A 26,046-nucleotide genomic window follows, 5' to 3' on the forward strand; every position below is an offset into this window, starting at 1 on the left:
AAATTTCGGGCGGATATTTGCTTTTAGGATGTCGCCCGTAAAGCCCGCATTTGGTAAGAATGCTTTTACACTATTATAGTTAAGATGTGATTATAAGTTAAATCATGGTAAGAATGCATCGTTTATGGGAAAAGTAGTTATTTCCTGTGGCTAGCTGGATATGGTGGTGTGTGAAAGAGATATAGATAAGAATTTTGGCTGTGTGGAATGATTAGCCTGCTTCCCAGTGGTCGATGTGCAGTTGCAATTCATATTGGTTGCGCCATTGGTTGGCAATGGGGCGGTATACCGTGTGGATTTTGGCCGGGAGCTCTTCGGTACAGCGGAAGAACAGGGCTTCCACAGTGTGTCCATCGCAGTTTAGGCCGGCTTTTTTGTGACCGTTACCTACTACCCGTTGCCACAATACTTCAAATTGGTTGTGGAAACATGGCTGCTGAAAACCTTGCCCCCATACCTGGTTGGATAGTGTTTCGGCAGTGTGCAGGGAAATTTCTTCCGGGGTCAGGCTGCCGTCGGTGAGGAAGGTTCGGGTGAGTGCGTCTTGATCCAGCAGTTCGGTTAGTACACTTTCAAAAGCCTGCTGGAAGTGTGGGAAATCCTGCTCACGGATGCTGAGGCCGGCTGCCATGGCGTGGCCACCGAATTTTAGAATTAGCTCGGGATGGCGTTTGGCCACTAAGTCGATGGCATCGCGCAGATGCAATGAGGGAATAGAACGGCCGGAGCCGCGCAGTTCACCATTGCCTGTGGGGGCGAATACGATGGTGGGACGGTGGAAGCGATCTTTGAGCCGACCGGCCACGATGCCAACCACGCCTTGATGCCAATTGGGATGAAAAGCAGTAATGCTCAGGCTGTTGCCAACGATAATTTGATCGGCCAGGGCAAGGGCTTCCTGCAGCATGTTTTGTTCGATTTCCTGCCGCGCACGGTTCAGTTCGTTTAGCTGTTCGGCTAGTTCGGTGGCGGTGGCCAGGTCTTCGGCCAGCAGGCAGGCAATACCAATTTCCATGTTTTCTAAGCGGCCGGCAGCGTTGATGCGCGGGTCGATGGCAAAGCCCAAGTCAAACGGTTTGGCCTGCCGCATATCACGCTTGGCCACCTGAAAAAGAGCCCGAATACCAGGACGGGTTTTGCCAATCTGCATTCGTTTTAGCCCTTGGCTAACCAAGATTCGATTGTTGTAATCCAATGTCACCACATCGGCCACAGTGCCCAGTGCCACCAAGTCTAAAAGCTCAGCCAAATTGGGTTCAGGTAGCCTTTGCGGGTTGAACCATTGTTGGGTGCGCAGCAGGGCGCGCAGGGCAGTTAATACATAGAAGATTACGCCTACGCCGGCCAGATTCTTGCTGGCAAACGTGCATCCTGGTTGATTGGGGTTAACGATGATGCATTCAGGTAGCGTGTCGCCCGGCAAGTGGTGGTCGGTAATGATCACGTCCATGCCCAATGCTTGGGCACGGGCTACACCGGTAGTGCTGGAAATACCGTTATCTACGGTTAACAGCAGTTGAGTGCCTCGTTCGACAGCCAACTCGGCCAATTGCGGGGTGAGGCCGTAGCCGTGTTTAAAACGGTCTGGTACTAAAAACTCCACTCGTGCACCCATGCGGCGCAAGCCTAAAATGCCCACCGCACAGGCTGTGGCGCCGTCGGCATCGTAGTCAGCCACAATTAAAATTCGCTCTTGCTCCCGGATGGCGTGAGCCAACCGTTCGGCGGCGGCATCAATATTTTTCAGCGATTGATAGGGCAGCAAGCTGGCTAAATGGTTATGTAGTTCGGCGGGGGAGCGGACATTGCGGGCTGCAAACAAACGTGCCAACAAGGGCGGAGTGCCTGCGGCCAGAAGGGCTTGTTCGGCTTCGGGGTTGGCTTGTCGGGTACGGATAACGGCGTTCATAAAGCCATGGCGAGTAGTAAAGTAAACTATTTATTATAGCGCAAACTGCGCATGCTGAGAGATTTCTGACGGTTTGAGAGAGAAATTTATAAAAGTTTTTTCACTTTTATAACAGAGTGTTGATATTTTAACGTAAGTTTTTTGCAAGATAATGCTTGCAATGATGTGGAGAGTTTGGTTTAATTCGCATCTTCTAGTGCTGTGCACGAAACATGGGTGATTAGCTCAGTTGGTAGAGCGTCTGCCTTACAAGCAGAATGTCGGCGGTTCGACTCCGTCATCACCCACCATTTTTTTGCGCGCGGTGGTAGCTCAGTTGGTTAGAGTACCGGCCTGTCACGCCGGTGGTCGCGGGTTCGAGTCCCGTCCACCGCGCCATTTATAATTTAAACCCCTCTGCTGAAAGGCAGAGGGGTTTTAGCATTTCTGATTGTAATATTCCGTATATTGCCGCCGTGAAAAACTGCTTGGTTTTATGGTATATTCGCCGTGGCCGATAATAGGTTGGACTACTTTTTATATAGTATTTTCAAATTAATATGATGCAAAGGCTGCCCGCTTGGTTACGCTGCTATTGGAAGCAGCTATAGCCAGTTGGTTTTAACTTAGACATTTAACAAACTTCAGGAGTTGCATGATGGAATTTCGCATTGAAAAAGATACCATGGGGGAAGTAAAGGTGCCGGCCAACCGGTATTGGGGCGCACAAACCGAGCGCTCACGCAACAACTTCAAAATCGGCCCGGCTGCTTCTATGCCGCATGAAATTATTGAAGCCTTTGCCTATTTGAAAAAAGCAGCCGCTTTTGCCAATGCCGACTTGGGTGTCTTGCCTGCTGAGAAGCGCGACCTGATTGCCGCCGCCTGCGACGAAATTTTGGCGCACAAGCTGGATGAAGAGTTTCCGCTGGTGATTTGGCAAACCGGCTCCGGCACCCAATCCAACATGAATTTGAACGAAGTCATTTCCAACCGCGCCCACGTGTTGAACGGCGGCAAACTGGGTGAGAAAAGTGTTATCCACCCCAATGACGACGTAAACAAATCCCAGTCTTCCAACGACACCTATCCCACCGCCATGCACATTGCTGCTTACCAAAAAGTAGTGCAGCACACCCTGCCCGCCGTTAAACGACTGCAAAAAACCTTGGCTGCCAAAGCCGAGGCATTTGCCGATGTGGTGAAAATCGGCCGTACTCATCTGATGGATGCTACGCCGCTCACCCTTGGCCAAGAGTTTTCCGCCTATGCCGCCCAGCTTGCCTACGGCATTCGCGCCTTGGAGAACACCCTGCCGCATCTGGCCGAGCTCGCTTTAGGTGGCACCGCTGTGGGCACCGGCTTGAACACGCCCAAAGGCTACGATGTTCAGGTAGCCTCCTATATCGCCAAATTCACCGGTCTGCCTTTCGTTACCGCACCGAACAAATTCGAAGCATTGGCCACGCATGATGCCATTGTGGAAACCCACGGCGCATTGAAACAGTTGGCTGTGTCGCTGTATAAAATCGCCAACGATATTCGCTTGTTGGCTTCCGGTCCGCGCTCCGGTATCGGTGAAATTCTGATTCCCGAGAATGAGCCCGGCTCCTCCATCATGCCCGGCAAAGTTAACCCCACCCAATGTGAAGCCCTCACCATGGTGTGCGCCCAAGTGTTGGGTAACGATACCGCCATTTCCTTCTCCGGCACGCAGGGCCAGTTCCAGCTCAACGTGTTCAAGCCTGTGATGGCTGCCAACTTCCTGCAATCTGCGCAGCTCTTGGCTGATGCCTGCATCTCGTTTGACGAACACTGCGCAGCCGGCATTGAGCCCAACCTGCCGCGCATCAAACAGCAGCTCGACAACTCCCTGATGCTGGTTACCGCGCTGAACACCAAAATCGGCTACGAAAACGCTGCCAAAATCGCCAAAGCCGCTCACAAAAACGGCACCACCCTGCGTGAAGAAGCCGTGAAATCCGGTCTCTTGACCGCCGAACAGTTTGACGACTGGGTACGTCCTGCCGATATGGTAGGCAGTTTGAAATAAGTCTGGTAAGGAAGAAGCGCATATTGGAAACAGTATGCGCTTTATTTTGTTTGCTGTTTGCACGGCAGGAAGGCTACCTGAAAAGTGTTTGTTTGGATTTTCAGGTAGCCTGTTGATGATATTTGTATCGGTATGGCCATAGTTAAAGCGCTTATTTCTGCATACTGTATCGGCAAGCTTTGCCATACTACGGCGGCTCGCTGCTCGGTATGAAGCAATAAGTGCTTTAACTATGGGTGCCCGAGGGTAACTGTTGAGTGCAATCTAAAAGGCTACCTGAAAGCTTGGCTTCGCAGAAACTTCGCTGCGTTGCGCTTTCAGGTAGCCTTTGCTTGTGATTACTAACGGCTTAGTTTGTTAAAGGCGGCGGCCGTTGTTGTCGTACACCATTTTGGTGCCTTCAAAGATGTGGATGCTGGCGGCGCAGGTGGCGGTTGAGCATGCTTTCATAGGCAGGGTAACGCTGTAGCGGCCGCTGCGGGCGGGGCGGTAGCTGAACAGGGGCACGCTGTCGCCCAATACGTCTTGTTTTACCACGCGGCCATTGAGGCGTACGGTAAGGTCGATATCGGAGCAGTTGTCGTCGCAGTCGCCGTAGAAGGTGTAGGCTTTGCCGGCGGTGAGGTTAACTTGCTCGGTGTGGCTCTGGCCGGCGGCAAGGCGTTGCTGGCGCAGGAGGAATACGCGGGCGGCCGGGTCGTGGCTTTCTACGATCTCCACATTGCTTCGTTGCGCGCGCAGCAGGGAGGGATCGGTGTCGGTGCTGCTTTCAAACACTTGCACGGAGTAGGCGCAGGTGTCGTTGTCGCAGTCTTCCATGCTGATGTTGAGCTGGTGGCGGCCGCCTTGCTCTGCTTTGAAGTTCAGCAGGGGTTCGCCGTCGCCATCGGTGTCGGAGGCGATGGTTTTGCCGTTGGCTCTGAGGGTGAGGTCGAAGTCTTCGCAGGCTTGGTCACAGCGGCCGAATACGTTGTAGTATTTGCCGGCAGTGAGCTCAACGTCCACGCTGCGGTTTTGGCTGTCGGCGAGCTGGCCGCTAATCAGGGGCAGTTCGCGGACATTTTTATCGATACCTTGTTGTTCTTCTCGGATGATTTTTTGTAAGGCTGCCAAGGACGGGCCTGTGTTGTCGCTGTTGCCTACTTTGCCGCCGCTAAATACTTGCAGCATGGAGCGGCAGCGGTTGCGTGAGCATTCAGCCATTTCGGTGTTGAGTTCCACGCGGCCATCGCGCTCGGCTTGCCAGGTGAAGCGGGAGCCGTCGCCGCGGTTTTTACGGAATAGGGTGGTGCGGCCTTGGGTAACGCTGAATTTGATGTTAGAGCAGTTTACGGAGCAGTCGGCAAACACGGTGTATACCTGACCGGCTTTCACATCCAGTGTGGTGGTGTTGCTTTGGCCTTCTTCGAGGCGGATGCTGCGCTGAAACAGCTGCTGTGCGGCAGGGTCTTCATTTTTGATGGTTTCGGTGTGGCTGGATGCTTGGCCGGTGAGATAACTGTCGGCAGCAAAAGCGGGTAGGGAGAGGGCGGCCAAAATTGGCAGCAGAGCGAGTTTTTTCATGGGTTGTTTCCTTTTGTTGGAGGAGAAAGAAATTTTGCTAAAAGGCTGATAACGAAGGACTGCGCTTTCGCTACAAGGCGTGCTAACGCTGTAGCAGAAGAGTGTTCATCCGTTATATGCAAAATTTTGCGGCATTATGCCTAATTGCGTTAAATTTTCCAACTAATTTGCTCGGGTATGTGTATTTTGGCTAATGCATCAAAGGCTACCTGAAAGTTTGGTTTCTCAGCAACGCTGCTTTGCATCGTTTGGCTTAGCTTGAAGCTTCTCTTTCAGGTAGCCTTTTCCCTGCCTGCTGCAAACCATATGCACTTTGCGTTAAGTCAAACTGTGTGTTCGTAGCAGGAGCGGAAAAATTCGGTTTCCCCGAAGTGATGAGCGGGTGCAAACCCTTGTCGGTGCGAAAATCTTCCCGTGCGTTAAAGCCCATTTTCATTTAATAATCATTCGCAATTAACCTGATTTAACGGCAAAGCTGCTTGCGTTTTCCCCGGTAAAGCACGACAATTCACCACAACATATAGTGTTTGAAAATATTTTGTGCACTATATGTTGTATTTTTAAGGATAGGGCTATGGAAACGCTGAATTTTACCCGTGAGCAAATCGTTTGGCAGGAAGTGCCGGGCGAAGTGTCGCTGGCGTTTCTGTTTTCCGGCTGCCCGTTGCGCTGCAAAGGCTGCCATAGTGCCGACAGTTGGAAGGGCTGTTTGGGCAGCGAACTGACTACCGAATACTTGCAAAGCCGCTTGGAACGTTATCGCGGGCTAATTAGCTGCGTGCTGTTTATGGGCGGCGAGTGGCTACCTGAAAAACTGCTGCCGCTGCTGGCACAGGTGCGAGAAGCTGGGCTGAACACCTGCCTCTATACCGGCCTGGAGCAAGACGAACTGGAGCGCACTTCCATCGCCATCATCCCGCAGCTTACCTATCTCAAAACCGGCCGCTGGAAAATGGAACTCGGCGGTCTCGACAGCCCGCATACCAACCAGCGCTTTATCGACCTGCGCAGTGGAGCAGTGCTGAACCATCTGTTTGTGAAAGACACGCTCGCCTCCCGCCCCAAAATCATCCCCTTGGAGCCTGCCCCGCAACCGGCTGCCGAGGGCGCGCTTTTCCAACCGGCCTGAACGCAGGCTTATCACCGATAGTGGCATCCCACGCTAAACTTCACATCAAACCAGGAGAGTACACATGATTCGGCTGCATCCCGAACAGTTAAACGGCAAACTGCAATTCATGCAAGATTACATTGGTGCGCAAAACGCGGCGGACGGTTCGAAAATGGACGCCAACGCCAACGTAACGCAGAAAAATATTGCTACGATGGAAGCCGAGCTGATGAAAGACTTTTTCGTGCAGATTAACCGCGCCCAGGTGTCGCGCAAAATTGCCGAAGTGTTCGATCAATCCGTAGCCGACGAATACATCCGCCAAATCGAAGCACATGAAATCTATGTGCACGATGAAACCAGCCTGAAACCCTATTGCGTGTCGGCCACGCTGTATCCCTTCCTGCTTGACGGCTTAAGCAAACTCGGCGGCGAATCCAAAGCGCCGCAGCATCTGGCTTCGTTTTGCGGCTCGTTTATCAACCTGGTGTTTGCCATCAGCGCGCAGTTTGCCGGCGCGGTGGCGACGGTGGAATTTCTGACCTATTTCGACTACTTCGCCCGTAAAGACTACGGCGACGATTATTTGGAAACCCACGGCAAAGAAATCGCCAACCACATGCAGCAGGTGGTGTACAGCATCAACCAGCCCGCCGCCGCGCGCGGCTATCAGAGCGTATTCTGGAATATTTCCGTTTACGATCAATACTATTTTGATGCGATGTTCGGCGATTTCGTCTTCCCCGATTTCAGCAAACCGGTGTGGGCGAGCGTGGCGAAGCTGCAAAACTTCTTCCTCAAATGGTTCAATCAAGAGCGCACTAAAGCCGTTTTGACCTTTCCCGTCGTGACCGCTGCGATGTTGACCGACGGCGGCAAATGCAAAGATACCGTGTTCGCCGACGAAATGGCGAAAGAGTTGGCGGAAGGCAATTCCTTCTTCGTCTATCTTTCCGATAATCCCGACTCCTTGGCTTCCTGCTGCCGCCTGCGCAACGCCATCGAAGACCGCACCTTCAGCTACACCCTCGGCGCAGGTGGCGTGGCGACCGGTTCCATCAACGTCATCACCATCAATATGAACCGGCTGGAACAAGATGGGCGTGACCTTGCTGCCGAAGTCGCCAAAATCCACAAATACCAATACGCCTACCGCAAACTGATGGAAGAATACCAAGCCGCCGGAATGCTGCCCGTTTACGATGCAGGCTTCATCACTTTGGACAAACAGTTCCTCACCATCGGTATCAACGGCATGGCGGAAGCAGCCGAATCGCAAGGCATCAAAGTCGGCTATAACGACGATTACATCAACTTCGTCCAAGGCCGTCTGAAAACCATATTCGAAGCCAACCAAGCCGCCAGCAAGCACTACGGTGTGAAGTTCAACACCGAGTTTGTCCCCGCCGAAAACCTCGGCGTGAAAAACGCCAAATGGGACAAAGCCGACGGCTACAAAGTCAGCCGCGACTGCTACAACTCCTATTTCTACGTCGTCGAAGACGAAGAAATTAATGCGCTCGATAAATTCCTGCTGCACGGCAAAGAGCTGGTGGACTGGCTTGATGGCGGCTCCGCACTACACCTGAACCTCGACGAAGCCCTGCCCGAATCTGGCTACCGCTCGCTCTTGGACATTGCCGCACAAACCGGCTGCAACTACTTCTGCGTGAACGTACGCATCACCATCTGCAACGGCTGCGGCCACATCGACAAACGCACCCTGCACGCCTGTTCTACCTGTGGGTCGCACGACATCGACTACGGCACCCGTGTCATCGGCTACCTGAAACGCGTATCCGCATTCAGCAGCGGTCGTCGCAAAGAACACGCACTGCGGCACTACCACCGTGAGCAGCAACAGCAGAAATGGCGGCAAGTCGCCTAAGCTGTTTGCCATGAAGTCTGCCATTTTCAGGTAGCCTTTCCCCCATCTTAGGGCTACCTGAAAACTTCAAGCACACCGCCAAAGCGGTGTGCCTTTTTATGTGTTGGGCATCTAGTTTGTTAGGGTAGGGGAGGCCTTGCAGGAATGACGCAGCAAGCTAACTGGCACCAAACAAGTTATGCTGTGGCCTATCAATTTGGCCACTTCTCCTGCTGTGGGCACTGTTTCTTTTACCCTAATCAAAGGCTACCTGAAAATAGTCCCCACCAAATTGACGATCTTTTAGCAGCGGGTCTATAGTCAAGCCAACTATCTTAATACAACAAACAGGAGCGGAATCGTGGAAAAACTCACCCCCAAATCCTTCATGATGCACCTGCTCAACGGCTCGGCCTTAGGCATTGTGGTCGCCCTGGTGCCGGGTGCGCTGTTGGGCGAGCTGTTTAAGGCGCTCACGCCGTATTGCGAGCCGCTGGGCATGCTTACGCAGATGATCGGCGCCACCAACGCCATGGTCGGCATCGCCGTGGGCGTGGCCATCGGCTATATGTTTAAATTCACGCCGATTGAATCGATTTCGGTGGGGCTGGCCACCATGGCGGCCGGCGGAGCGGTGCGTTTTGCCGACGGCATTATCCAGCTCAAGGGCACGGGCGATATTTTCACCATGGTGTTCACTGCCGGCATTGCCGCCGGCCTGATTGTGCTGCTGCGCGGCAAGGTGCGCGGCTATGCGATTTTGGTGGTGCCTGTGGTGAGCCTGTTTGTGGCGGGCGCGCTGGGGCGGCTGGCGTTTCCGTATTTCATCGCCTTTTCGCAGCTGCTGGGCTCGTGGATTGCCCACCTGCTCACGCTGGAGCAAACGCTGATGGCGGTGTTGATTGCCATCGCGTTTGCCTGCCTGATTGTGTCGCCGGTGTCGTCTGTGGGCATTGCCACGGCAATCCACTTGGCCGGGGTGGGCTCGGGTGCGGCCAATTTGGGTATTTGCGCCTGTGCGTTTTCGTTGGCCGTGGCCGGGCGGCGGGTAAACCCATTGGGCACTTGCGCGGCGCATTTTGTGGGCTCGCCCAAGCTTTCGATGCCCAATATCGTGGCCAAACCCAAGCTCTTGCTGCCGATTATGCTCAATGCCGCATTGGCCGGGGTGCTGGCTTCGCTGTTTCGCATCCAAGGCACGGAATTTAGTGCGGGCTTTGGCATCAGCGGCCTCATCGGGCCGGTGAACCATTTGAAACTCGCCGGCTGGGGCGCGGGGCAGCTGGCGGTGTCGCTGCTGGTGTTTGTGATTGTGCCCGTGGCCGGGGCGTTTGCGGTGGATTGGCTGTTTGTGAATAAGCTTAAATGGATTGCGCCGGAAGATTACAAGATTGATGTGTCATGAAAAGAGGCTACCTGAAAAATGGGAAAGCAGTTTTAACTTCGTTGAAGCTGCGCTTTAGCTTTGCAGAAACTCGTCTTCCTACGGAACCCTCGTTTTCAGGTAGCCTTTGGTTTGTGTGTCGAAAGGCTGCCTGAAAAGCAAAATTACCTTGCCCTGCTATATAATCCGCCGCCATGAACACCATCGAATCCGCCCAAAACCCTGCGCTCAAACATCTGGCCAGACTGTTGCGCAGCGCCCGTGCGCGCCGCGAGAGCGGGCAGGCCGTGCTGGAAGGGGTGCATTTGCTCGCCGCCTATTTGCAGGCCGGCGGGCAGGTGCTGCAAGCTTATGTGCCGGCCAGCAAAATGCAGCAGCCGGAAACCGTGCAGTTGCTCTCGCAGCTGCCATCCGAACGGGTGGTGCAGACGGCGGGCGCGGCCTTGCAGAAAATCACCAGCCTCACCGATGCCGAAGAAATCACCGCGCTGATTGCGCTGCCGCCCACCGAACCGTTTGATGCCGAGGCCGATTGCGTGGTGCTGGAGCGTATTCAAGACCCGGGTAATATCGGCACGATTCTGCGCAGCGCGGCGGCAGCGGGCGTGGGGCAGGTGGTGCTTTCTGCCGATTGTGCCGATGCGTGGTCGCCCAAGGTGCTGCGTGCGGGCATGGGGGCACATTTCGCGCTGCGCTTATTTGTTGAGCCGGATTTGGCCTCGTGGCGGGAACGATGCTGCGTGCCACTGTTGGCCACCGCGCTGCACCGCAACAGCGTAAACCTGTACGATTGCGATTTGTGCGCATCCGCCGCTTGGTTGTTTGGCAACGAAGGCGCGGGCGTGAGCGAAACCATGCTGGCAGCAGCCAGCCGCCTCGTACATATTCCGATGGCGGCACAAACCGAATCGCTGAACGTGGCGATGGCGGCCACCGTTTGCTTGTTTGAGCAGATGCGGCAGCGGTTGTAGCGGAAGTTTGGTTTTTGCGCAAAAGGCTACCTGAAAACTCAGCTTTCTTTGGAAGCCTCGTTTTCAGGTAGCCTTTTGGTTGCACAGCGGCATCATCTTTAGTGCGATTTTGCCTATGCGGCTGTTTTTGACAGCGGTTTTGTGCCATAATCCGCGCCTGCCTGTTTTAGCAGGCATATAGGAGTTGGCGTGGGTCTTCCCGGCTCGGCCAGCTTGTCCGGCCGCAAGGCTATATTTTTGGAGTTTTATTATGGCATTAACCGTAGAACAAAAAGCGCAAATCATCAAAGATTTCCAGCGCAAAGAAGGCGATACTGGCTCTTCTGAAGTGCAAATCGCTCTCTTGACTTTCCGCATCAACGATCTGGCTCCGCACTTCAAAGCCAACCCGAAAGATTTCCACAGCCGCCGCGGCCTGTTGAAAATGGTGAGCGCCCGCCGCCGCCTGTTGGCCTACCTGCGCAACACCGATGTGGACACCTACCGTGATGTGATTACCCGCCTGAATCTGCGTAAGTAATCGTTGTCCAATAAAAACCGTGCCGCCGGAAAACTCCGGCGGCACGGTTTTTTGTTTGAACTGCGTTGCAGCTGCACTTTAGCTGGGCAGTAACTCAGCTTTCACTTTGTCAAACCGTGGTCCGCCTCTCAGAAACTCGGCCTCCTGAGGAACCCTCGTTTTAACTTCGTTGAAGCTGCGCTTTCAGGTAGCCTGCTGGATGGTGAGGCTACCTGAAAAGGGTATCGTTTAAGTGCTTATTTTGTGGTTGCAGCGTTGTGTTGCCTTTCCGCCTACAGACATGATTTGTGGCTCACCACCTATAAAAAATGTGTTTCAGTAGTAGGGCAGGCTTTCAGGTAGCCTTTCCCAGCAGCCGGGCAATTTCGGCCACGATGGCATCGGCGGTATCGCGTTTGCCCATTTCCGGCAGCGCGGTTTCGGCCGAGTCGCTGATGAGCGTTACTTGGTTGTTGCCGCTGCCCATGGCGCTGACGGCGTGGTTGGCCACGATCAGCGGCACGCCTTTGCGCAGCCGTTTGGCGCGGGCGTGTTCGAGCACGTTGTGGCTTTCGGCGGCGAAGCCCACGCAGAAGGGCGCGTTGGGCAGCCGAGCCATGGCGGCGAGGATGTCTGGGTTTTCGGCCAATTCGATAACGGGCGGCGTGCCGCTGCCGTCTTTTTTCAGCTTTTTGGCGCTGCGGTTGGCTACATGGTAGTCGGCCACGGCGGCTACGCTGATAAACACATCGCAGTTATCTACTTCCCTCATCACGGCTTCGTGCATTTCACGGGCGCTGTGGGCGTGGTGTACGGCTATGCCTGTAGGCGGGGCTACCTGAAGCTGCCCGGCCACCAGCACCACTTCCGCCCCGGCAGCACGGCAGGCCTGCGCTAGCGCCACGCCCATGCGGCCGCTGGACAAGTTGGTGATGCCGCGCACGGGGTCGATGGCTTCAAAGGTGGCGCCGGCCGTGAGCAATACGCGTTTGCCGGCGAACAGTTTGGGTGTCCACAAGTCGGGCAGCAGTTCGGCCAATTCAGCGGCTTCGAGCATGCGGCCTTCGCCGGTTTCGCCGCAGGCCTGGCTGCCGCTGGCGGGGCCGAACACGGTGATGCCGTCGGCTTGCAGTTGGTCGATGTTGCGCAGGTTGGCCGGGTTGCGCCACATTTCCACGTTCATGGCAGGGGCAACGGCCAGCGGACAGGCGCGGGCGGCAGCCAGGGTAGAGAGCAGGTTGTCGGCCATGCCGTGGGCGATTTTGGCCAGGGTGTTGGCGCTGGCGGGGGCGATAAGGAACACATCGGCCTCACGGCTGAGGCGGATGTGCGCCATGCCGTCGGCGGAGTCGGCAGTATCGTCCGTCCACACGGTGTGCCCGCTCAGGGCTTGGAAGGTTTGCGGAGAAACGAAACCGGCAGCGGCGCGGCTCATGGCCACGCTTACGGTGTGCCCCTGTTTTCTGAGCAGGCGCACAAGTTCGCAGGATTTATAGGCAGCAATGCCGCCGCTGATGCCGAGCAGGATGTGTTTGGTTGGCATGGTATATGGTGTGATGTGAAAAGATGGGCGTTATGGTAACACAGGGCTGGGCGGGGTGTTTCAGGTAGCCTTCGGATAGGGGAAGGCTACCTGAAACTAGTTGTTGTGCATCGATAATAGAGGAACAGTATCCATTTAGAGTAATTGTTTCAATGAGATGTGCTATATTGCTGTTTTGTAGCTTTTATCCATCAATTGCTGTTATTGGCGGTAAGTTTTCGTTAGTTCTCTTGCTTGCATATGCTAGAATCCGCCGTTTTTATTTTGCGGAACGGTATGCGGGCATTTGAAACCATGTTCAAATGCGTCAGCGTATTTGCACTTAATGAGTTAATTTAATAAATAAAATTTATAATATCGTGTACTCTGAAGAGCGTGGCACCTGGGTGGTGTGCTCAGAATTGGAGCGCGCTAGCCGGAAGAAGTCTTCCAGTAATTCTGCCGCCAAACTGCTTGCTTCTGCTGCAGTGGTTGGTCTTGGCGTATCTGCTTTGCCCGCAGCAGCTTCTACCTGTGGTAATGGTAGTGCTGTAGCCAGTGGCGGCAGCTGCGATATGGGTGTTTATACTGCAGCCGCAAACGACAATAAAGTCGGTCAGGCTTTGGTAACCGGTGGTGATACTGTTACCTTAACATCGCCTAATATCAACAACATTACCGGTAATAATAACGACCGCTCTATTAGAGGTGGTAAGTTAAGCGAGCTCTTTACTGACCCCGCCGTTATTGCAGAGCTGAATCAGCGCCAACGCCTGCTCGCTAACCAAAAGGGTCGTACAGTTAATGTGACGGATCCTGCTACTAACAGCAACCAAACAGTCAACGTTTACAATAATATTCGTTCCATATCTGCAGCAGATGTTCAAAGTACTGTATCAACGGGTAATGATATATACGTTGATATGCGTTTGGGTACCGCTAATGGTAACGGCAGCAAAATTATTGCCACCTTAGGTGATCCGGCTGCTGCTATGGCAGATGAGACTACTACTCCGAACACTGTAAAAACACTGATTGCTTTAAAAAACTCTCGTTTGGTACAGGCCGAAGCCGGCGGGTCGGCAGAATGGGTATCTAAAAACCACATTATATTTTGAAGAAACCCGTGTAGCTTCCCAAGAGATGGCGATTAGCCAGGTTTTGTTTAAGCCAAAATGCGAAAAACCAAATTGCTTACCACATCAATGGTGGCAATGCTGTTGCCAACGTAGCTGCCTTGGCCAACAGTACCGACATCACTACCGAGAACTCCACTATGTTCCGTGCAGATGCCGGTGGTACCGTTAATGCAACTGATCTCACCGTTACTGCATCCGGCAAAGATGCGGTGATTTTGGCTAGTGATGGCGCTGATGCAGCAGGTAAAGCTTCTGCTGTTAATGTGAATAATGGTACTTATAACCTGACTGGCAGCGGCTCTAAGGTGGCCTTGGTATCCGGCGGTGCCGCAGCTAGTTTAAAAGGCACGGCTAATGTTGCTGACACTGCCACCAATGCAACTATTGGTGTGGCAGATGGTAAAAACCACGGTTTGAACAACCAAGCAGTTGCCGGTAGTTCACCTAATAACAAAACCAAACTGGTTTCTGAACTGAACACCACTACCAACGCAGCTGGTGTAACCGGCTATACCGCGCAAAACAGCGGTACAGTGGACTATTCAGGCAACCTTGATCTGCAGGGGGCCAATAGCGTTGCCGTACAAACGCTGAATAACGGCACGGCCAACCTGAACAACGCAACAGTGAAAGCCAATGGTGATGTTTTGCGAGCCAATGCTGGCAACAATACCATCAACGTTAATGGCGGCACGGTAACCGGTACTACCAATGTATTTAACTCAGTTGCCGGCACCAACTCACTCGTTGCCACTAATGGCGCAGTGCTGAATGGTGTTATGTCGCTGGCGGCAGGTACTTCTTCCGTGGAGCTGGCTAACGGCACCACTTGGAATAATACCGGCAATTCCACTGTAACCAGCCTGGATAACGCCGGCACCGTAGCCTTTGCTACACCGACTACAGCTGCTGTGGGCAACTACAAAACCATCACCGTAAACGGTGACTACACCGGCAATAACGGTAAATTGGTGGTGAACACCCTGTGGAACAGCGATGCCGACAAAGATTCTGACCACCTGATCATTAAAGGCACCGCTAGCGGTACGACCGTGGTTAGCACGCCGAACGGCATCATCGGTAACATCAGCAAAACCAACGCCCAGCAATTCTCGTCTGACGTGGTTACTGTAGAAACCCCGAGTGCTAACGCCCCTAATCAGCAAGAAGGCCAGCCTGACGGCAATGCCATCTTCACCGGTACGGCTAACACCACCAATGCCGGCCAAGCTCAGCTTGTATTGAAGAGCACTGCCGGCGGTAAAAACGTGTACGCCTGGACGCTGTTTGCCGACCCCAATGCCGGCCCGTCGACCTATATCTATGCGCCTGCCGTAGCCGGCTATGTGCTGATGCCGCAAGTGAACCAAGAAATTGGCCACCACACCATCGGCACCCTGCACGAGCGTCGTGGCGAGAACCAAACCCTGGCTTGGGATGATTGCGCCCGTTGTGGCGAACAAGCCAAAGGCCAAACTTGGACTCGCCTCCTGGGCAGCCGCCTCGATAGCGATGGCAAAGAACGCTTCAATTTTGAAACCAAAATGGGCGGCTTCCAGATCGGCCACGATTTCGCTGTTCACCGCAACGATAAAGGCGGCCACCGTCTCACCGGCGGCTACCTGGCCTACACCCGAGCCAGTACCGATTTCTTCGACCGCTATCGTGCTGTAAACGGCAGCATCAGCCCTGACCACTACAGCGGTAAAGGCACTACCGATGTGGTTAGCCTCGGCTTGAGCAACACCTACTATGCCGCCAACGGCAGCTACTTCGACTTGGTTGGCCAGCTGAGCTGGTTGCGTAATAAATACCAAGATCGCGACAGCGCCAGCGTGAAACAAAACGGCTTGGGTGCTGCCCTTTCTGCCGAAGTTGGCCGTCCGTTTGCCTTAGGCAGCCATGCCGATAACCAAGGTGGCTGGCTGATTGAGCCGCAGGCACAACTGGTATACCAATACGTTGGTCTCAAAGATTTCAACGACGGTATCCGCCAAGTTAGCCAAGACAAGCAGCACAGCTTGCGCGGCCGCCTCGGTGCCCGCTTGGCCTACAACGGCCCCAGCCACAGCCTGCGTACCAACACCTTCTATGCCGTGGCCAACGTATGGCACGACTTTATCAAGCCGCATGGCGTAGATATCGGTGAAGACAACGTGCGCGAGAAACGCAATGCTACTTGGGGCGAAGTTGGCCTTGGTGCCCAGCTGCCCGTATCCAACAACGCCTATGTGTACGGCGATGCCCGCTACCAGCACAACTTTGGCAGCACCAGCCGCCATGGCTACCGTGGCAGCGTAGGCTTCAAATACACTTGGAAGTAAGCGTTTGATGCAGCAAAGGCTACCTGAAAATATTTGAACGAATAGTTTTCAGGTAGCCCCAACAAGGATTGAATACAATGAATCAGATTACAAAACCCTCCTCCTCACAGCCTTGGCCGCCGGTTTGAGCAGCCAAGCCGCCGCCCGCGACGTGCACCACCGCTGGTGTGCCGAAGAAGCGCCCGTTGCGCAATCCGTTGTGGCAGAGCCGCAAGTTGAGCGCATCAACCTTTCGGCTGATGCTCTGTTCCGCTTCAACCAATCGGATGCCGCCGATATGTTGCCCGAAGGCAAAGCCACCCTCGACCGCCTGGCCGAAAATTTCGTTAGCCGTCAAGACTATATCGACAGCATCGCCCTTACCGGCCACACCGACCGCCTCGGCAGCGAGCAATACAACTACAACCTCGGCCTACAGCGTGCCCAAACAGTGAAAAACTATCTGCAGGGCAAAGGCGTACAAGCCCCCATCAGCGTGGCCAGCGCCGGCGAAAGCCAGCCGGTTACCACGGCTTGTACCGGCACTCGCGCTACTGCGGCTCTGAAAGCCTGCCTGCAGCCCGATCGCCGCGTTACCGTGGATATTTCCGGCACAGCAGCGCAGTAGTAGTTAAGTCGGTTTAAATTAGAGGCTACCTGAAACGCAGCAGAGCGGAATTGCCGCGAAGCTGAAATTTCAGGTGGCCTTTTCTATGCTCGCACCGAAGCGTTATCTGGCTTGAGGTCTTTAACATGAGTTGAGGCTACCTGAAAGATATAGTGAATTAACAAAAACCAGTACAGCGTTGGCTCGCCTTGCCGTAACGTGTGTACTGTCTACGGCTCGCCGCCTTGTCCTGATTTAGATTTAATCCACTATAAAGGAAGGGCTTGCTGGCTCGGCCTAATAGCTTTCAGGTAGCCTTTTGCTGCACCGGTCTGCCCCAGCCGGCAATACTTTTCCTGCCGAATCGGCCAAAAGCGGGCGCATTTGGTTTTTTTCATTGCCCCTGCCGGTGCACTATCCTACAATTACGCTTTGCAGTCTGTGATTTATCGCTGCTTAAAATAGAAACGATACGGCCTTGGATTCGCCGCCTCTTTTCTGTTTTGCACCAGCAGACACAAACTGCCGCCTGCGGCTTCCCGTGCGGAAGCCGGTTTGCAACTGCTGCGGAGCCCTGTGCCCATGTCTGAAAAATATATTCCTCCCCAAAAGCCCTATCTGCAAATCAAAGACGTGGTGAAAACCTACGGCGAGAATTATGCGGTGGACCACATCGATTTGGATATCGACCGACACGAAATCTTCGCCCTGTTGGGCAGCTCCGGCTCGGGCAAATCCACGCTGCTGCGTATGCTGGCGGGTATGGAAACGCCGGATCAGGGCAAGATTATTTTGGACGGGCAAGACATCACCCGCCTGCCGCCCTATGATAGGCCGATTAACATGATGTTCCAAAGCTACGCCCTGTTCCCGCACATGACGGTGGAACAGAACATCGCCTTCGGCCTGAAGCAGGACAAAATGCCCAAAGACCAGATTGCCGAACGGGTAGAGGAAATGCTGCGCCTGGTGCAGATGAGCAAATACGCCAAACGCAAACCGCACCAGCTTTCCGGCGGGCAGCAGCAACGCATCGCGCTGGCCCGCGCTCTGGCCAAGCAGCCCAAACTTTTGCTGCTGGACGAGCCTTTGGGCGCGCTGGATAAAAACCTGCGCCAGCAAACCCAGCTGGAATTGGTGGATACGCTGGAGAAGGTGGGCGTAACCTGCATCATGGTAACGCACGACCAAGAAGAAGCCATGACCATGGCCACGCGCATCGCCATCATGTCGGAAGGCCAGTTGCAACAAGTAGGCACGCCGCGCGAGGTATACGACTTCCCCAATAGCCGCTTCACCGCCGAATTCATTGGCGAAACCAATATTTTTGAAGGCCATTTGGTGGTGGACGAGGCCGACCATGCCGAAATCGACTGCCCCGAGCTGGCGCAGAATATCCTCATCGACCACAGCGTGGCCGGACCGGAGGAGCAGACCATGTGGGTCAGCATCCGCCCGGAAGACATCAATATGCACAAGGAAAAGCCGGCCAATGTGGGCGAACACAACTGGACCATCGGCACGGTGAAGGAAGTTGCCTATTTGGGCAGCTTCGCCATCTATCATGTGCAGCTGCCCAGCGGGCGCATGGTGAAAAGCCAGGTGCTGTCGTCTTATTGGTATTTGGCCAACCTAGAGCCGCCCACTTGGGACGAAACCGTATATCTGAGCTGGCCGGCCAACCAGCCCGTGCCGCTCACCCGCTAAAGGCTACCTGAAAGCGAGGCTTCCGCAGGAAGACGAGTTTCTGCGGAGCGGACCGAGGTTCTCGTAGGAAGACGAGTTTCCGCGCAGCTAAAACGCAGCTGCAACACAGTGAACACCAACATACCGGTTCGGCAAGGCAGCCGAACATGAAAAGGTTACCTGAAACCTGAAACCGCACTTTCAGGCCAGGGCAAGCAAGAGAGGCTACCTGAAAAATGAAATGGCAGGCTTTAAAACGCAAACTCAGCCCCGGGCAGGGGCTGGTTATCGGCATACCCTATTTGTGGCTGCTGGTGCTCTTCCTGATTCCTTTCTTCTTCGTGTTGAAAATCAGCCTGGCCGAGCAAGCCACCTCGATTCCTCCCTACACCCCGCTCTACACGGTGGACGAAGCGGCCGGTCGCGTGAACATTTCCCTAAGCTACCTGAACTACACCGGCATTTTCGATAATTTCTGGTCGTCGCTGTGGCTCGGGCTCAACCCCTTTGCCGACAAATCCGGCAGCAACCTGTATGTGCACATCTACCTGCTCTCCATCAAAACCGCCATCACCACCACGCTGATTTGCCTCTTGGCCGGCTACCCCATCGCCTACGCCATCTCGCGCAGCCGCGAAAAATGGCGCAATCCGCTGCTCTTGGCCATTATGTTGCCGTTTTGGACCTCGCTGCTGTTGCGCGTGTATGCCTGGATGGGCCTACTTTCGCAAAACGGCATCATCAATAATCTGCTGCTGCGCTGGGGCTGGATTAATCAGCCACTGGATATGTTCTACAACGCCTTCTCGCTCAATATCGTGATGGTGTACACCTATCTGCCCTTTATGGTGCTGCCGCTGTACACCCAGCTCCTCAAGCTGGACAACCGCCTGCTGGAAGCCTCTGCCGATTTGGGCGCCGGGCCGGTGAAATCGTTTTTCTCCATCACCCTGCCGCTCTCCAAAAGCGGCATCATCGCCGGCTCCATGCTGGTGTTTATTCCGGCGGTGGGCGAATTTGTGATTCCCGATTTGGTGGGCGGGCCCGAACACCTGATGATCGGTAAAGCCCTGTGGCAGGCCTTCTTCACTCAAAACGACTGGCCGCTCGCCTCTGCCATGGCCGTGGTGATGGTGCTGCTGTTGGTGGTGCCCATCGGCCTGTTCCACCGTCATGAAGCCAAACAGCTGGAAGGAGCACGCCGTGGCTAGAAAATCTGCATCGTTCGCTTGGTTTCTGCGCATCTGCCTGTTTTTAGGGCTGGCCTTCCTCTATATCCCGCTGCTGGTGCTGGTGGTGTACTCCTTCAACCGCTCCGAGCTGGTTACGGTATGGGGCGGCTTCTCCACCAAATGGTATGGCGCACTGCTGAATAACAGCGAAATTTTGGAAGCCACCTGGCTCTCCATCCGCATCGCCCTTATTTCCTCCGCTGCCGCCGTGGTGCTTGGCACTATGGCCGCCTATGCCCTGGCGCGCATCAAGCGTTTCCGCGGCAGCACCTTGTTCACCGGCATGGTGTCTGCCCCTATGGTGATGCCCGACATCATCACCGGTATTTCGTTGGTGATGCTGATTTTGCAGGTGCAGGCCTTGCTGCGCGGTTCCAGCCTGAGCTGGCTGCAATTCGAGCGCGGGTGGTTCACCATCTGGCTCGGCCACACCACCCTGTGCATGGCCTACGTTACCGTGGTGATCCGCACCCGCCTGGGCGAGCTCGACCAATCCCTAGAAGAAGCTGCGCAGGATTTGGGCGCCAAGCCATGGAAGATTTTCTGGGTGATCACCCTGCCGCTGATTACCCCCGCCATCGCCTCCGGCTTCCTTCTCGCCATGACCCTTTCCATGGACGATTTGGTGATTACCTCTTTCCTCAGCGGCCCCAACTACACCTCCCTACCACAGCTGATTTTCGCCAAAGTGAAACGCGGCGTGAACCCGCAGATGAACGTGCTGGCCACCTTCCTGATCACCATCATCGGCACCCTCGTCATCACCGGCAACTACCTCATGATGCGCCGCGTCAACAAACGTGACCGAGAAGCTGCCTTGGCCTACAAACAAGCCCAAGAAGCCGCAGCTGCCGCCGCCACCCCGCCGCCCTCCGCACTGATTGAAGCCGAAGAGGCTGCGCAGGAGGCAGATGCGGCTGCCGAAACGGCCGATACCGGCAGCACCTCGCCAGAATAACAAGCTGGCCGCAGATTTGACTTGCTGCAAATAAATACCAATATTTACAGTTATCAAGCGGCCTATATTGAAGGCTACCTGAAACCTTTTTTCAGGTAGCCTTCAAACACATCTGCAGAAAGGGAAAGAATATGGCAACCATCCATGCAAATACCCAACTGAAAACCGGCGACATAGTAAACGGCCTGAGCGGCCTGAAAGACTGCGAAAGCGGGCGTTGTTTGAATTTGAGATTAGATGGCAAGGCAGTGGCGCCTGAAGGTTGGCCATCAGTATGCCAACCTCCGCATGTTCGCTATTTTTATGTGAATCTCAATTTACATGAGCACAATCCGTCTGTGCCTCCATATAAGAGCTTGCAGGTTGATGTAGCAACCAAGCAAGAGGCGGTGAATTTGCTCAAGCAATTTTATGCAGGATATTCAGATAGTAATTTCGGTTGTGCTGAGGAACCGATAACTAAATCGTTTGCAGAAGCATTGGAGCGGTATAGCGTTTGCCACACTCAACGGCAGCTTTGTACACCAGATCGTAAAAGTAAAGTTTGGTGCTCGGGAGGAGTTTTTGCCAGATTTTGTCCTAGAGAAAATGCACCTGATGTTTGTAAAGGTAAAACCACATGGCCGAAAGAGACTTGTTCCGAATTAATTTACTATGCCGCCTCCGGCCGCTTTAAGCCTGCCTGTGCGCAGCATGACCCGCATCTGCCGGACAGCCTGAAAAACGAACGCCGCTGCCTGAGCCTGTGTGATGCCGAAGGCAACTGCGTCATTATCCGCAAAACCGAACGCGGTATCGAGCTGTGGCAGGAAAAATACAAACAGCGCGCGCTGATTGATCCGGCTACGGGGAAGGTTTTGGGTGTAAAACAGGATAGCGAAACGGCTAAATTGAAGCTTACTTCTCTGACGGAAGCTACTTTACCAGCTAATAGACAGAGGACAACTATTGGTGTTGGCGAAGTGGTTACGGTTACAACCAATCAGCCTGTTACTTGGACAATAAGCGGGAGTCTTGTTTATAAACGACAAGAAACATCCACTTCTTTTACTTTTATGGCTCAGCATGAGGTGGGAAGTATTTTAATTACTGCTCAAACTGAATGTGAAATGCAGCAATTATCTTTCCAAGTTATTGGGCCATATGGGATAAATTATGAATTAGATAGCGTGAATAAACATGGTAGCTTAGTGCCCAGGATTTATCATAAAAAGGGAGGATATGAATTTGTAGTTGGGTTGAGGATGACTCTATTACCGACAAGTGTTAATTTTGGAAATCTATTTTTTAATGAGATAGATAGTGCAAGTATTGATACTGGTGTTTTCAATGATGGAAAAGTACACTGTCATATAAGTGGTTCACAACCAAGAGGTTCTATCTGTAAAGGGTTTCATGAGTTAAGAGTGCATGATGAAAATGGAAAACATAATATTATTGGAGCATTTGATGTTGTTGGTGGTGGAGAAAATGATCCCAGGAAGATAAGAAACCTTCCAGATATTAGCGAAATGAGGCTGAGAATTGAAACTCAGTGGAGGGTTATGACTAATTTGAGGAGGAAGACGATGGGAGATACAGTTGAACAGATGGTAAGATTACATAATAATGGTCAAATGTATGTAATGAAAGGTAATTTTTCTATGACTATCAATAAGGATGATTCATTTGAAGATAGGAGAGTTATTGAGGATATGGTTATAGATTAACAATATCAATTGTTTAGAATGAGTAAATAGTAATTAAAGGACTAGATATGTTAAGGGTTATTTTTTCTCTCTTTATTATTCTCTTGTTTCAAGAGTCGTATTCGGAGGTAGTTCTCTATAATAAGCATATCCCATCCCAGATTCCCATCTGCGGCAGCAGTGTAGAGGGAGCGGAATCAGTTGCCAAACAACAGGCGGCTTTGCAACAATTTTCCAGAAGCAGTTTGTTGCTGTTGAAAAACGAGGCTCCACCTTCGGCAGCAGGCAGGCAAAAATTATTGTCCGTCATGCCTGAAGAGCCGTTGAATCAGCGATACCCAAGCTGCTCTGCCTATCTGCAAGCGAGGTATCGGAATCTGGCGGATGCGGCGGCGCAAAATAAGCAGGGAGGAAACGGGCAACGGGATATTTTAACGTACTTTATGCTTTCCGTTTACCATTGGCGGGATTCGCAAACGAAGGCGATGAATCCGGCATTTAAGGCAATCATGGATGATGTGTTAAAGGATAACCGGCCTTTGAGAGATTATATTTTGCAGGAATTGGAAAGTTAGGTTGGGAGAAAGGCTACCTGAAAGTGCAGCTTCAACGGAGTTAAAACGCAGCACAGCGAAGTTTCGACGAAGCTAAATTTTAGGTAGCTTTTATTGCAGCGTTATTCCTGCACTTCAATCGCGCTGCCGTTATCCAGCTCGATGACTTCGCCGGCGAGGATTTTGGCAGTTTTGCGGGTTTCGGTTGCGCCGTTACGGCGTATGCGGCCTTCGGCGATCCAGGTTTTGGCTTGGCCACCGCTGTCGGCCAGGCCGGTGAGTTTGAGCAGGTCGCACAGGGCGATGTGTTCGTGGCCGTTGAGGGAGAAAGTTTGCATGGCTTTTGTTTCAAATGTTTGGGTTGGCGGGCGATAGAGGCTACCTGAAACCTATTTTTCAGGTAGCCTCTTTATTTGGCTATTTATAGCTTGCCGAGAATGTCTTCGCTCAGGGCGAGGTCGGCGTTTTTGCTGATGCCGATTTGGCGGGCGAGGATGTTGCGGGCGATTTCTTTCGCTTCTTCGAGGGAGTGCATGCGGTAGGTGCCGCATTGGTATTCGTTCAGCTCGGGGATTTGGCTTTGGTTCTGTACGTTTAAAATATCCTGCATGGCGGCTTGCCAGGCGGCGGCTACGGCTTCTTCACTGGGGGTGCCGATGAGGCTCATGTAGAAGCCGGTGCGGCAGCCCATGGGGGAAATGTCGATGATTTCCACGTTGGCGCCGTTGAGATGCTCGCGCATGAAGCCGGCAAACAGGTGTTCCAGCGTGTGGATGCCTTTTTCGGGCAGGATTTCTTGGTTGGGCACGCAGAAGCGCAGGTCGAACACGGTGATGTCGTCGCCTTTTGGGGTACGCATATTTTTGGCCACGCGCACGGCGGGGGCGTGCATACGGGTGTGGTCTACGGTGAAGCTGTCGAGCAGAGGCATGGCGGTTCCTTTGGTGTGTTGGGATTGCGAAGGCGGTATCATACCATTTTCGCTTGTGGCTTGAAAAAATGTATGCTTTGTGTAGAATTTCGCCTCTTTCTCAACCATACAACAAGGGGACAATCATGCAAAACATAGGCAGCACTTTGGCCATTTTGGGCATCCTGGCGATTTTTCTAGACTTCTTCAACCGTGTGCCGAAAGTATTGGCTTGGATTTACAACTGGGGCGACGGCGTGGCCTGGGGCATTAAGATTGCATTCGTTGTGGTGGGCGGCGTGTTGTGGCTGATCGGCCGCAATCAGGAAGCGGCGCATCCTGCCTTGGCAGATGAAGACGACGAATAATCCTCCCCCGAAGCGATAAAATCCGCCGGCAAACACGATGGTTTGCCGGCGGATTGTTTTGTTTGGATGGTGGTTTTAACTTCATTGCAGTTGTGCTTTCCAATTTTCAGGTAGCCTCCCGCGGCCGGCCGAAAGGCTACCTGAAACCTCCAGCTACATCTCCCGCCGCTTGAAGTGGCGCGGCCGGAAGCCCAGCAGCCCCAGCGTGGAAAAATACAGCACCATGCCGAAACCGATTAGCGCAAACAGCTGCCCCGTGCGCCGCAAGCCGCCCACATGCACCCATTCCAGCGCCACATAATGCTGCACCGCCCAAAGCCCGCCGGCCATCACGGCCAGCGCAATCGCCAGCTTCAGCAAAAATGCGCGCCAGCCCGCTTTGGGCTGATACATCTCTTTAATCCGCAACAATAAAAACAGGAACGCCGCATTGATACACGCGCCCAGGCTGATGGATAACGCCAGCCCCGCATGCTGCAGCTTCCACACAAACATCAGGTTCATCAGCTGCGTGCACACCAACGTCACAATCGCCACCTTCACCGGCGTTTTGATGTTTTTCTGCGCGTAAAAACCCGGTGCCAGCACCTTAATCAGAATCAGCCCCAGCAGACCCACCGCATAGGCAATCAGCGCCTGTTGCGTCATCTGTGCGTCGTGCACGCCGATTTTGTTATACATAAACAGCGTGGCCACCAGCGGGAAGGCCAGTACCGCCATGCCCACCGCCGCCGGAGCCGTAAGCAGCAGGCACAGGCGCAAGCCCCAATCCAGCAGCGCGGAAAATTCCCGTTTGTCGCCCGTGGCGGCGTGTTTAGACAGCCCCGGCAGCAGAATCGTGCCCAGCGCCACGCCCAACACACCGGTGGGCAGCTCCATCAGCCGGTCGGCAAAATACATCCACGACACGCTGCCGCTTTGCAAGTACGACGCGATATTCGTGTTGATCACCAACGACACCTGCGCCACCGACGTGCCCAAAATGGCCGGTGCCATCTGTTTGATCACGCGGTTCACCGCCGGATCGCCGAAACGCAGCTTCGGTATTTTCAAAAAGCCCAGCTTAAACAGCCAAGGCAGCTGGAAACCCAGTTGCAGTATCCCGCCGCAGAACACTCCCCAGCCCAAGGCCATTACCGGCTGCTCGAAATGCTTCGCCCCCAGCAGTGCAAAGCCGATGAGCGACACATTCAGCAACACCGGCGTGAAGGCCGGCACGGAAAACTTGCCGTAAGTGTTGAGGATGCTGCCCACTAAAGACGATAGTGAAATCAGCAAAATGTAGGGGAAAATAATCCGCAAGAGCTGAGAAGCCAACATAAACTTCTCCGGCTTGCCGCCCCAGCCGCTGGCCGTGGCCCAAATCACCGCCGGCGCCGCCAGCACGCCGATGGCGGTAACGATGAGCAGCGCAAACATCAGCATCCCCGCCACATGCTGCACAAATTCCTGCGTTTCTGCCGGCGATTTCTTCTGCCGGTATTCCGCCAAAATCGGCACAAAAGCCTGCGAAAACGCCCCTTCGGCAAAAATACGGCGCAGCAGGTTGGGCAGGCGGAAGGCCACCACGAATGCGTCCATCGCAATGCCCGCGCCGAAAATCCGCGCCAACACCGCATCGCGCACAAAACCGAGCACCCGCGACAGCATGGTCATGCTGCCGATTTTCGCCAACGCGCTAAGAAGGTTCATGCTTTCCTACCTATCGATAAAACGGGCGCAAGTGTACCGCAAGCAGCCGCT

Annotated in this window: 21 protein-coding genes and 2 tRNA genes; 17 read left to right on the forward strand and 6 right to left on the reverse strand. The window is 53.7% G+C overall.

Annotation, left to right across the window (positions count from 1 at the left end):
• Positions 1–211: 211 nt before the first annotated feature.
• Positions 212–1,909 carry a single-stranded-DNA-specific exonuclease RecJ gene (gene recJ / locus ACO6EE_RS08030; RefSeq protein WP_485960488.1) on the reverse strand — a complete coding sequence of 566 codons (1,698 nt, stop codon included), beginning with the start codon at positions 1,907–1,909 and terminating at the stop codon, positions 212–214.
• Positions 1,910–2,123: 214 nt separating this feature from the next.
• On the opposite strand from recJ, the gene ACO6EE_RS08035 reads away from it, so the two are divergent.
• From ACO6EE_RS08035 to fumC, 3 genes are all read left to right on the forward strand, one after another.
• A tRNA-Val gene (locus ACO6EE_RS08035) sits at positions 2,124–2,199 on the forward strand.
• Between the two features lie 11 nt (positions 2,200–2,210).
• Positions 2,211–2,287, forward strand: a tRNA-Asp gene (locus tag ACO6EE_RS08040).
• Between the two features lie 259 nt (positions 2,288–2,546).
• Entirely contained in the window at positions 2,547–3,941 is a 1,395-nt protein-coding gene (gene fumC / locus ACO6EE_RS08045; protein ID WP_049259087.1) for a class II fumarate hydratase, read from the forward strand.
• 357 nt (positions 3,942–4,298) lie between these two features.
• On the opposite strand, the gene ACO6EE_RS08050 is transcribed toward fumC, so the two are convergent.
• The gene (locus ACO6EE_RS08050) at positions 4,299–5,504 is read right to left on the reverse strand and encodes a hypothetical protein (protein WP_485960490.1); all 1,206 of its coding nucleotides are present in this window, start codon (positions 5,502–5,504) and stop codon (positions 4,299–4,301) included.
• A 574-nt stretch (positions 5,505–6,078) separates the two neighbouring features.
• Between ACO6EE_RS08050 and nrdG the strand changes: the two genes are divergently transcribed.
• The 5 genes from nrdG (at position 6,079) to rpsO (ending at position 11,357) form a co-directional block, all read left to right on the forward strand.
• Entirely contained in the window at positions 6,079–6,633 is a 555-nt protein-coding gene (nrdG, locus tag ACO6EE_RS08055; RefSeq protein WP_485960491.1) for an anaerobic ribonucleoside-triphosphate reductase activating protein, read from the forward strand.
• Between the two features lie 64 nt (positions 6,634–6,697).
• Positions 6,698–8,503 (forward strand): anaerobic ribonucleoside-triphosphate reductase, encoded by a 1,806-nt coding sequence (gene nrdD, locus ACO6EE_RS08060; RefSeq protein WP_485960493.1) that lies wholly within the window; start codon positions 6,698–6,700, stop codon positions 8,501–8,503.
• Positions 8,504–8,843: 340 nt separating this feature from the next.
• The gene (locus tag ACO6EE_RS08065) at positions 8,844–9,887 is read left to right on the forward strand and encodes a PTS sugar transporter subunit IIC (RefSeq protein ID WP_485960494.1); all 1,044 of its coding nucleotides are present in this window, start codon (positions 8,844–8,846) and stop codon (positions 9,885–9,887) included.
• Between the two features lie 173 nt (positions 9,888–10,060).
• Complete coding sequence (locus ACO6EE_RS08070) at positions 10,061–10,837, forward strand: TrmH family RNA methyltransferase (RefSeq protein WP_485960496.1); 777 nt, start codon at positions 10,061–10,063, stop codon at positions 10,835–10,837.
• A gap of 250 nt (positions 10,838–11,087) precedes the next feature.
• Positions 11,088–11,357, forward strand: coding sequence for a 30S ribosomal protein S15 (rpsO, locus tag ACO6EE_RS08075; protein WP_003823508.1), 270 nt, complete (start codon positions 11,088–11,090; stop codon positions 11,355–11,357).
• A 334-nt stretch (positions 11,358–11,691) separates the two neighbouring features.
• On the opposite strand, the gene coaBC is transcribed toward rpsO, so the two are convergent.
• Entirely contained in the window at positions 11,692–12,879 is a 1,188-nt protein-coding gene (coaBC, locus tag ACO6EE_RS08080) for a bifunctional phosphopantothenoylcysteine decarboxylase/phosphopantothenate--cysteine ligase CoaBC (protein ID WP_485960498.1), read from the reverse strand.
• A 347-nt stretch (positions 12,880–13,226) separates the two neighbouring features.
• Between coaBC and ACO6EE_RS08085 the strand changes: the two genes are divergently transcribed.
• From ACO6EE_RS08085 to ACO6EE_RS08120, 8 genes are all read left to right on the forward strand, one after another.
• Entirely contained in the window at positions 13,227–13,976 is a 750-nt protein-coding gene (locus tag ACO6EE_RS08085; RefSeq protein WP_485960654.1) for an ESPR-type extended signal peptide-containing protein, read from the forward strand.
• Positions 13,977–14,095: 119 nt separating this feature from the next.
• A complete protein-coding gene (locus ACO6EE_RS08090; protein ID WP_485960500.1) occupies positions 14,096–16,321 on the forward strand; it encodes an autotransporter family protein in 2,226 nt (741 codons plus the stop codon).
• Positions 16,322–16,445: 124 nt separating this feature from the next.
• A complete protein-coding gene (locus ACO6EE_RS08095; protein ID WP_485960502.1) occupies positions 16,446–16,928 on the forward strand; it encodes an OmpA family protein in 483 nt (160 codons plus the stop codon).
• 561 nt (positions 16,929–17,489) lie between these two features.
• Complete coding sequence (locus ACO6EE_RS08100; protein ID WP_485960503.1) at positions 17,490–18,614, forward strand: ABC transporter ATP-binding protein; 1,125 nt, start codon at positions 17,490–17,492, stop codon at positions 18,612–18,614.
• A gap of 215 nt (positions 18,615–18,829) precedes the next feature.
• Complete coding sequence (locus ACO6EE_RS08105) at positions 18,830–19,804, forward strand: ABC transporter permease subunit (RefSeq protein WP_485960505.1); 975 nt, start codon at positions 18,830–18,832, stop codon at positions 19,802–19,804.
• A complete protein-coding gene (locus ACO6EE_RS08110) occupies positions 19,767–20,783 on the forward strand; it encodes an ABC transporter permease (RefSeq protein WP_485960506.1) in 1,017 nt (338 codons plus the stop codon). Before ACO6EE_RS08105 ends, ACO6EE_RS08110 begins: the two co-directional genes overlap by 38 nt.
• Positions 20,784–20,914: 131 nt before the next feature.
• Positions 20,915–22,492: a hypothetical protein gene (locus ACO6EE_RS08115; RefSeq protein WP_485960508.1), complete on the forward strand. Its 1,578-nt coding sequence runs from the start codon at positions 20,915–20,917 to the stop codon at positions 22,490–22,492.
• Positions 22,493–22,539: 47 nt separating this feature from the next.
• Positions 22,540–23,046 carry a hypothetical protein gene (locus ACO6EE_RS08120; RefSeq protein WP_485960510.1) on the forward strand — a complete coding sequence of 169 codons (507 nt, stop codon included), beginning with the start codon at positions 22,540–22,542 and terminating at the stop codon, positions 23,044–23,046.
• 101 nt (positions 23,047–23,147) lie between these two features.
• On the opposite strand, the gene ACO6EE_RS08125 is transcribed toward ACO6EE_RS08120, so the two are convergent.
• Positions 23,148–23,363, reverse strand: a complete 216-nt coding sequence (locus tag ACO6EE_RS08125; protein ID WP_485960512.1) for an RNA-binding S4 domain-containing protein — start codon at positions 23,361–23,363, stop codon at positions 23,148–23,150.
• An 83-nt stretch (positions 23,364–23,446) separates the two neighbouring features.
• Positions 23,447–23,956 (reverse strand): S-ribosylhomocysteine lyase, encoded by a 510-nt coding sequence (gene luxS / locus ACO6EE_RS08130; RefSeq protein ID WP_485960514.1) that lies wholly within the window; start codon positions 23,954–23,956, stop codon positions 23,447–23,449.
• Positions 23,957–24,081: 125 nt separating this feature from the next.
• Here luxS and ACO6EE_RS08135 point away from each other — a divergent pair, with 125 nt between their 5' ends.
• Positions 24,082–24,303, forward strand: a complete 222-nt coding sequence (locus ACO6EE_RS08135) for a hypothetical protein (RefSeq protein WP_485960516.1) — start codon at positions 24,082–24,084, stop codon at positions 24,301–24,303.
• Between the two features lie 153 nt (positions 24,304–24,456).
• On the opposite strand, the gene murJ is transcribed toward ACO6EE_RS08135, so the two are convergent.
• Positions 24,457–25,995, reverse strand: a complete 1,539-nt coding sequence (murJ, locus tag ACO6EE_RS08140; RefSeq protein ID WP_485960518.1) for a murein biosynthesis integral membrane protein MurJ — start codon at positions 25,993–25,995, stop codon at positions 24,457–24,459.
• Positions 25,996–26,046 lie beyond the last annotated feature (51 nt).

This window comes from Eikenella sp., assembly GCF_057315495.1.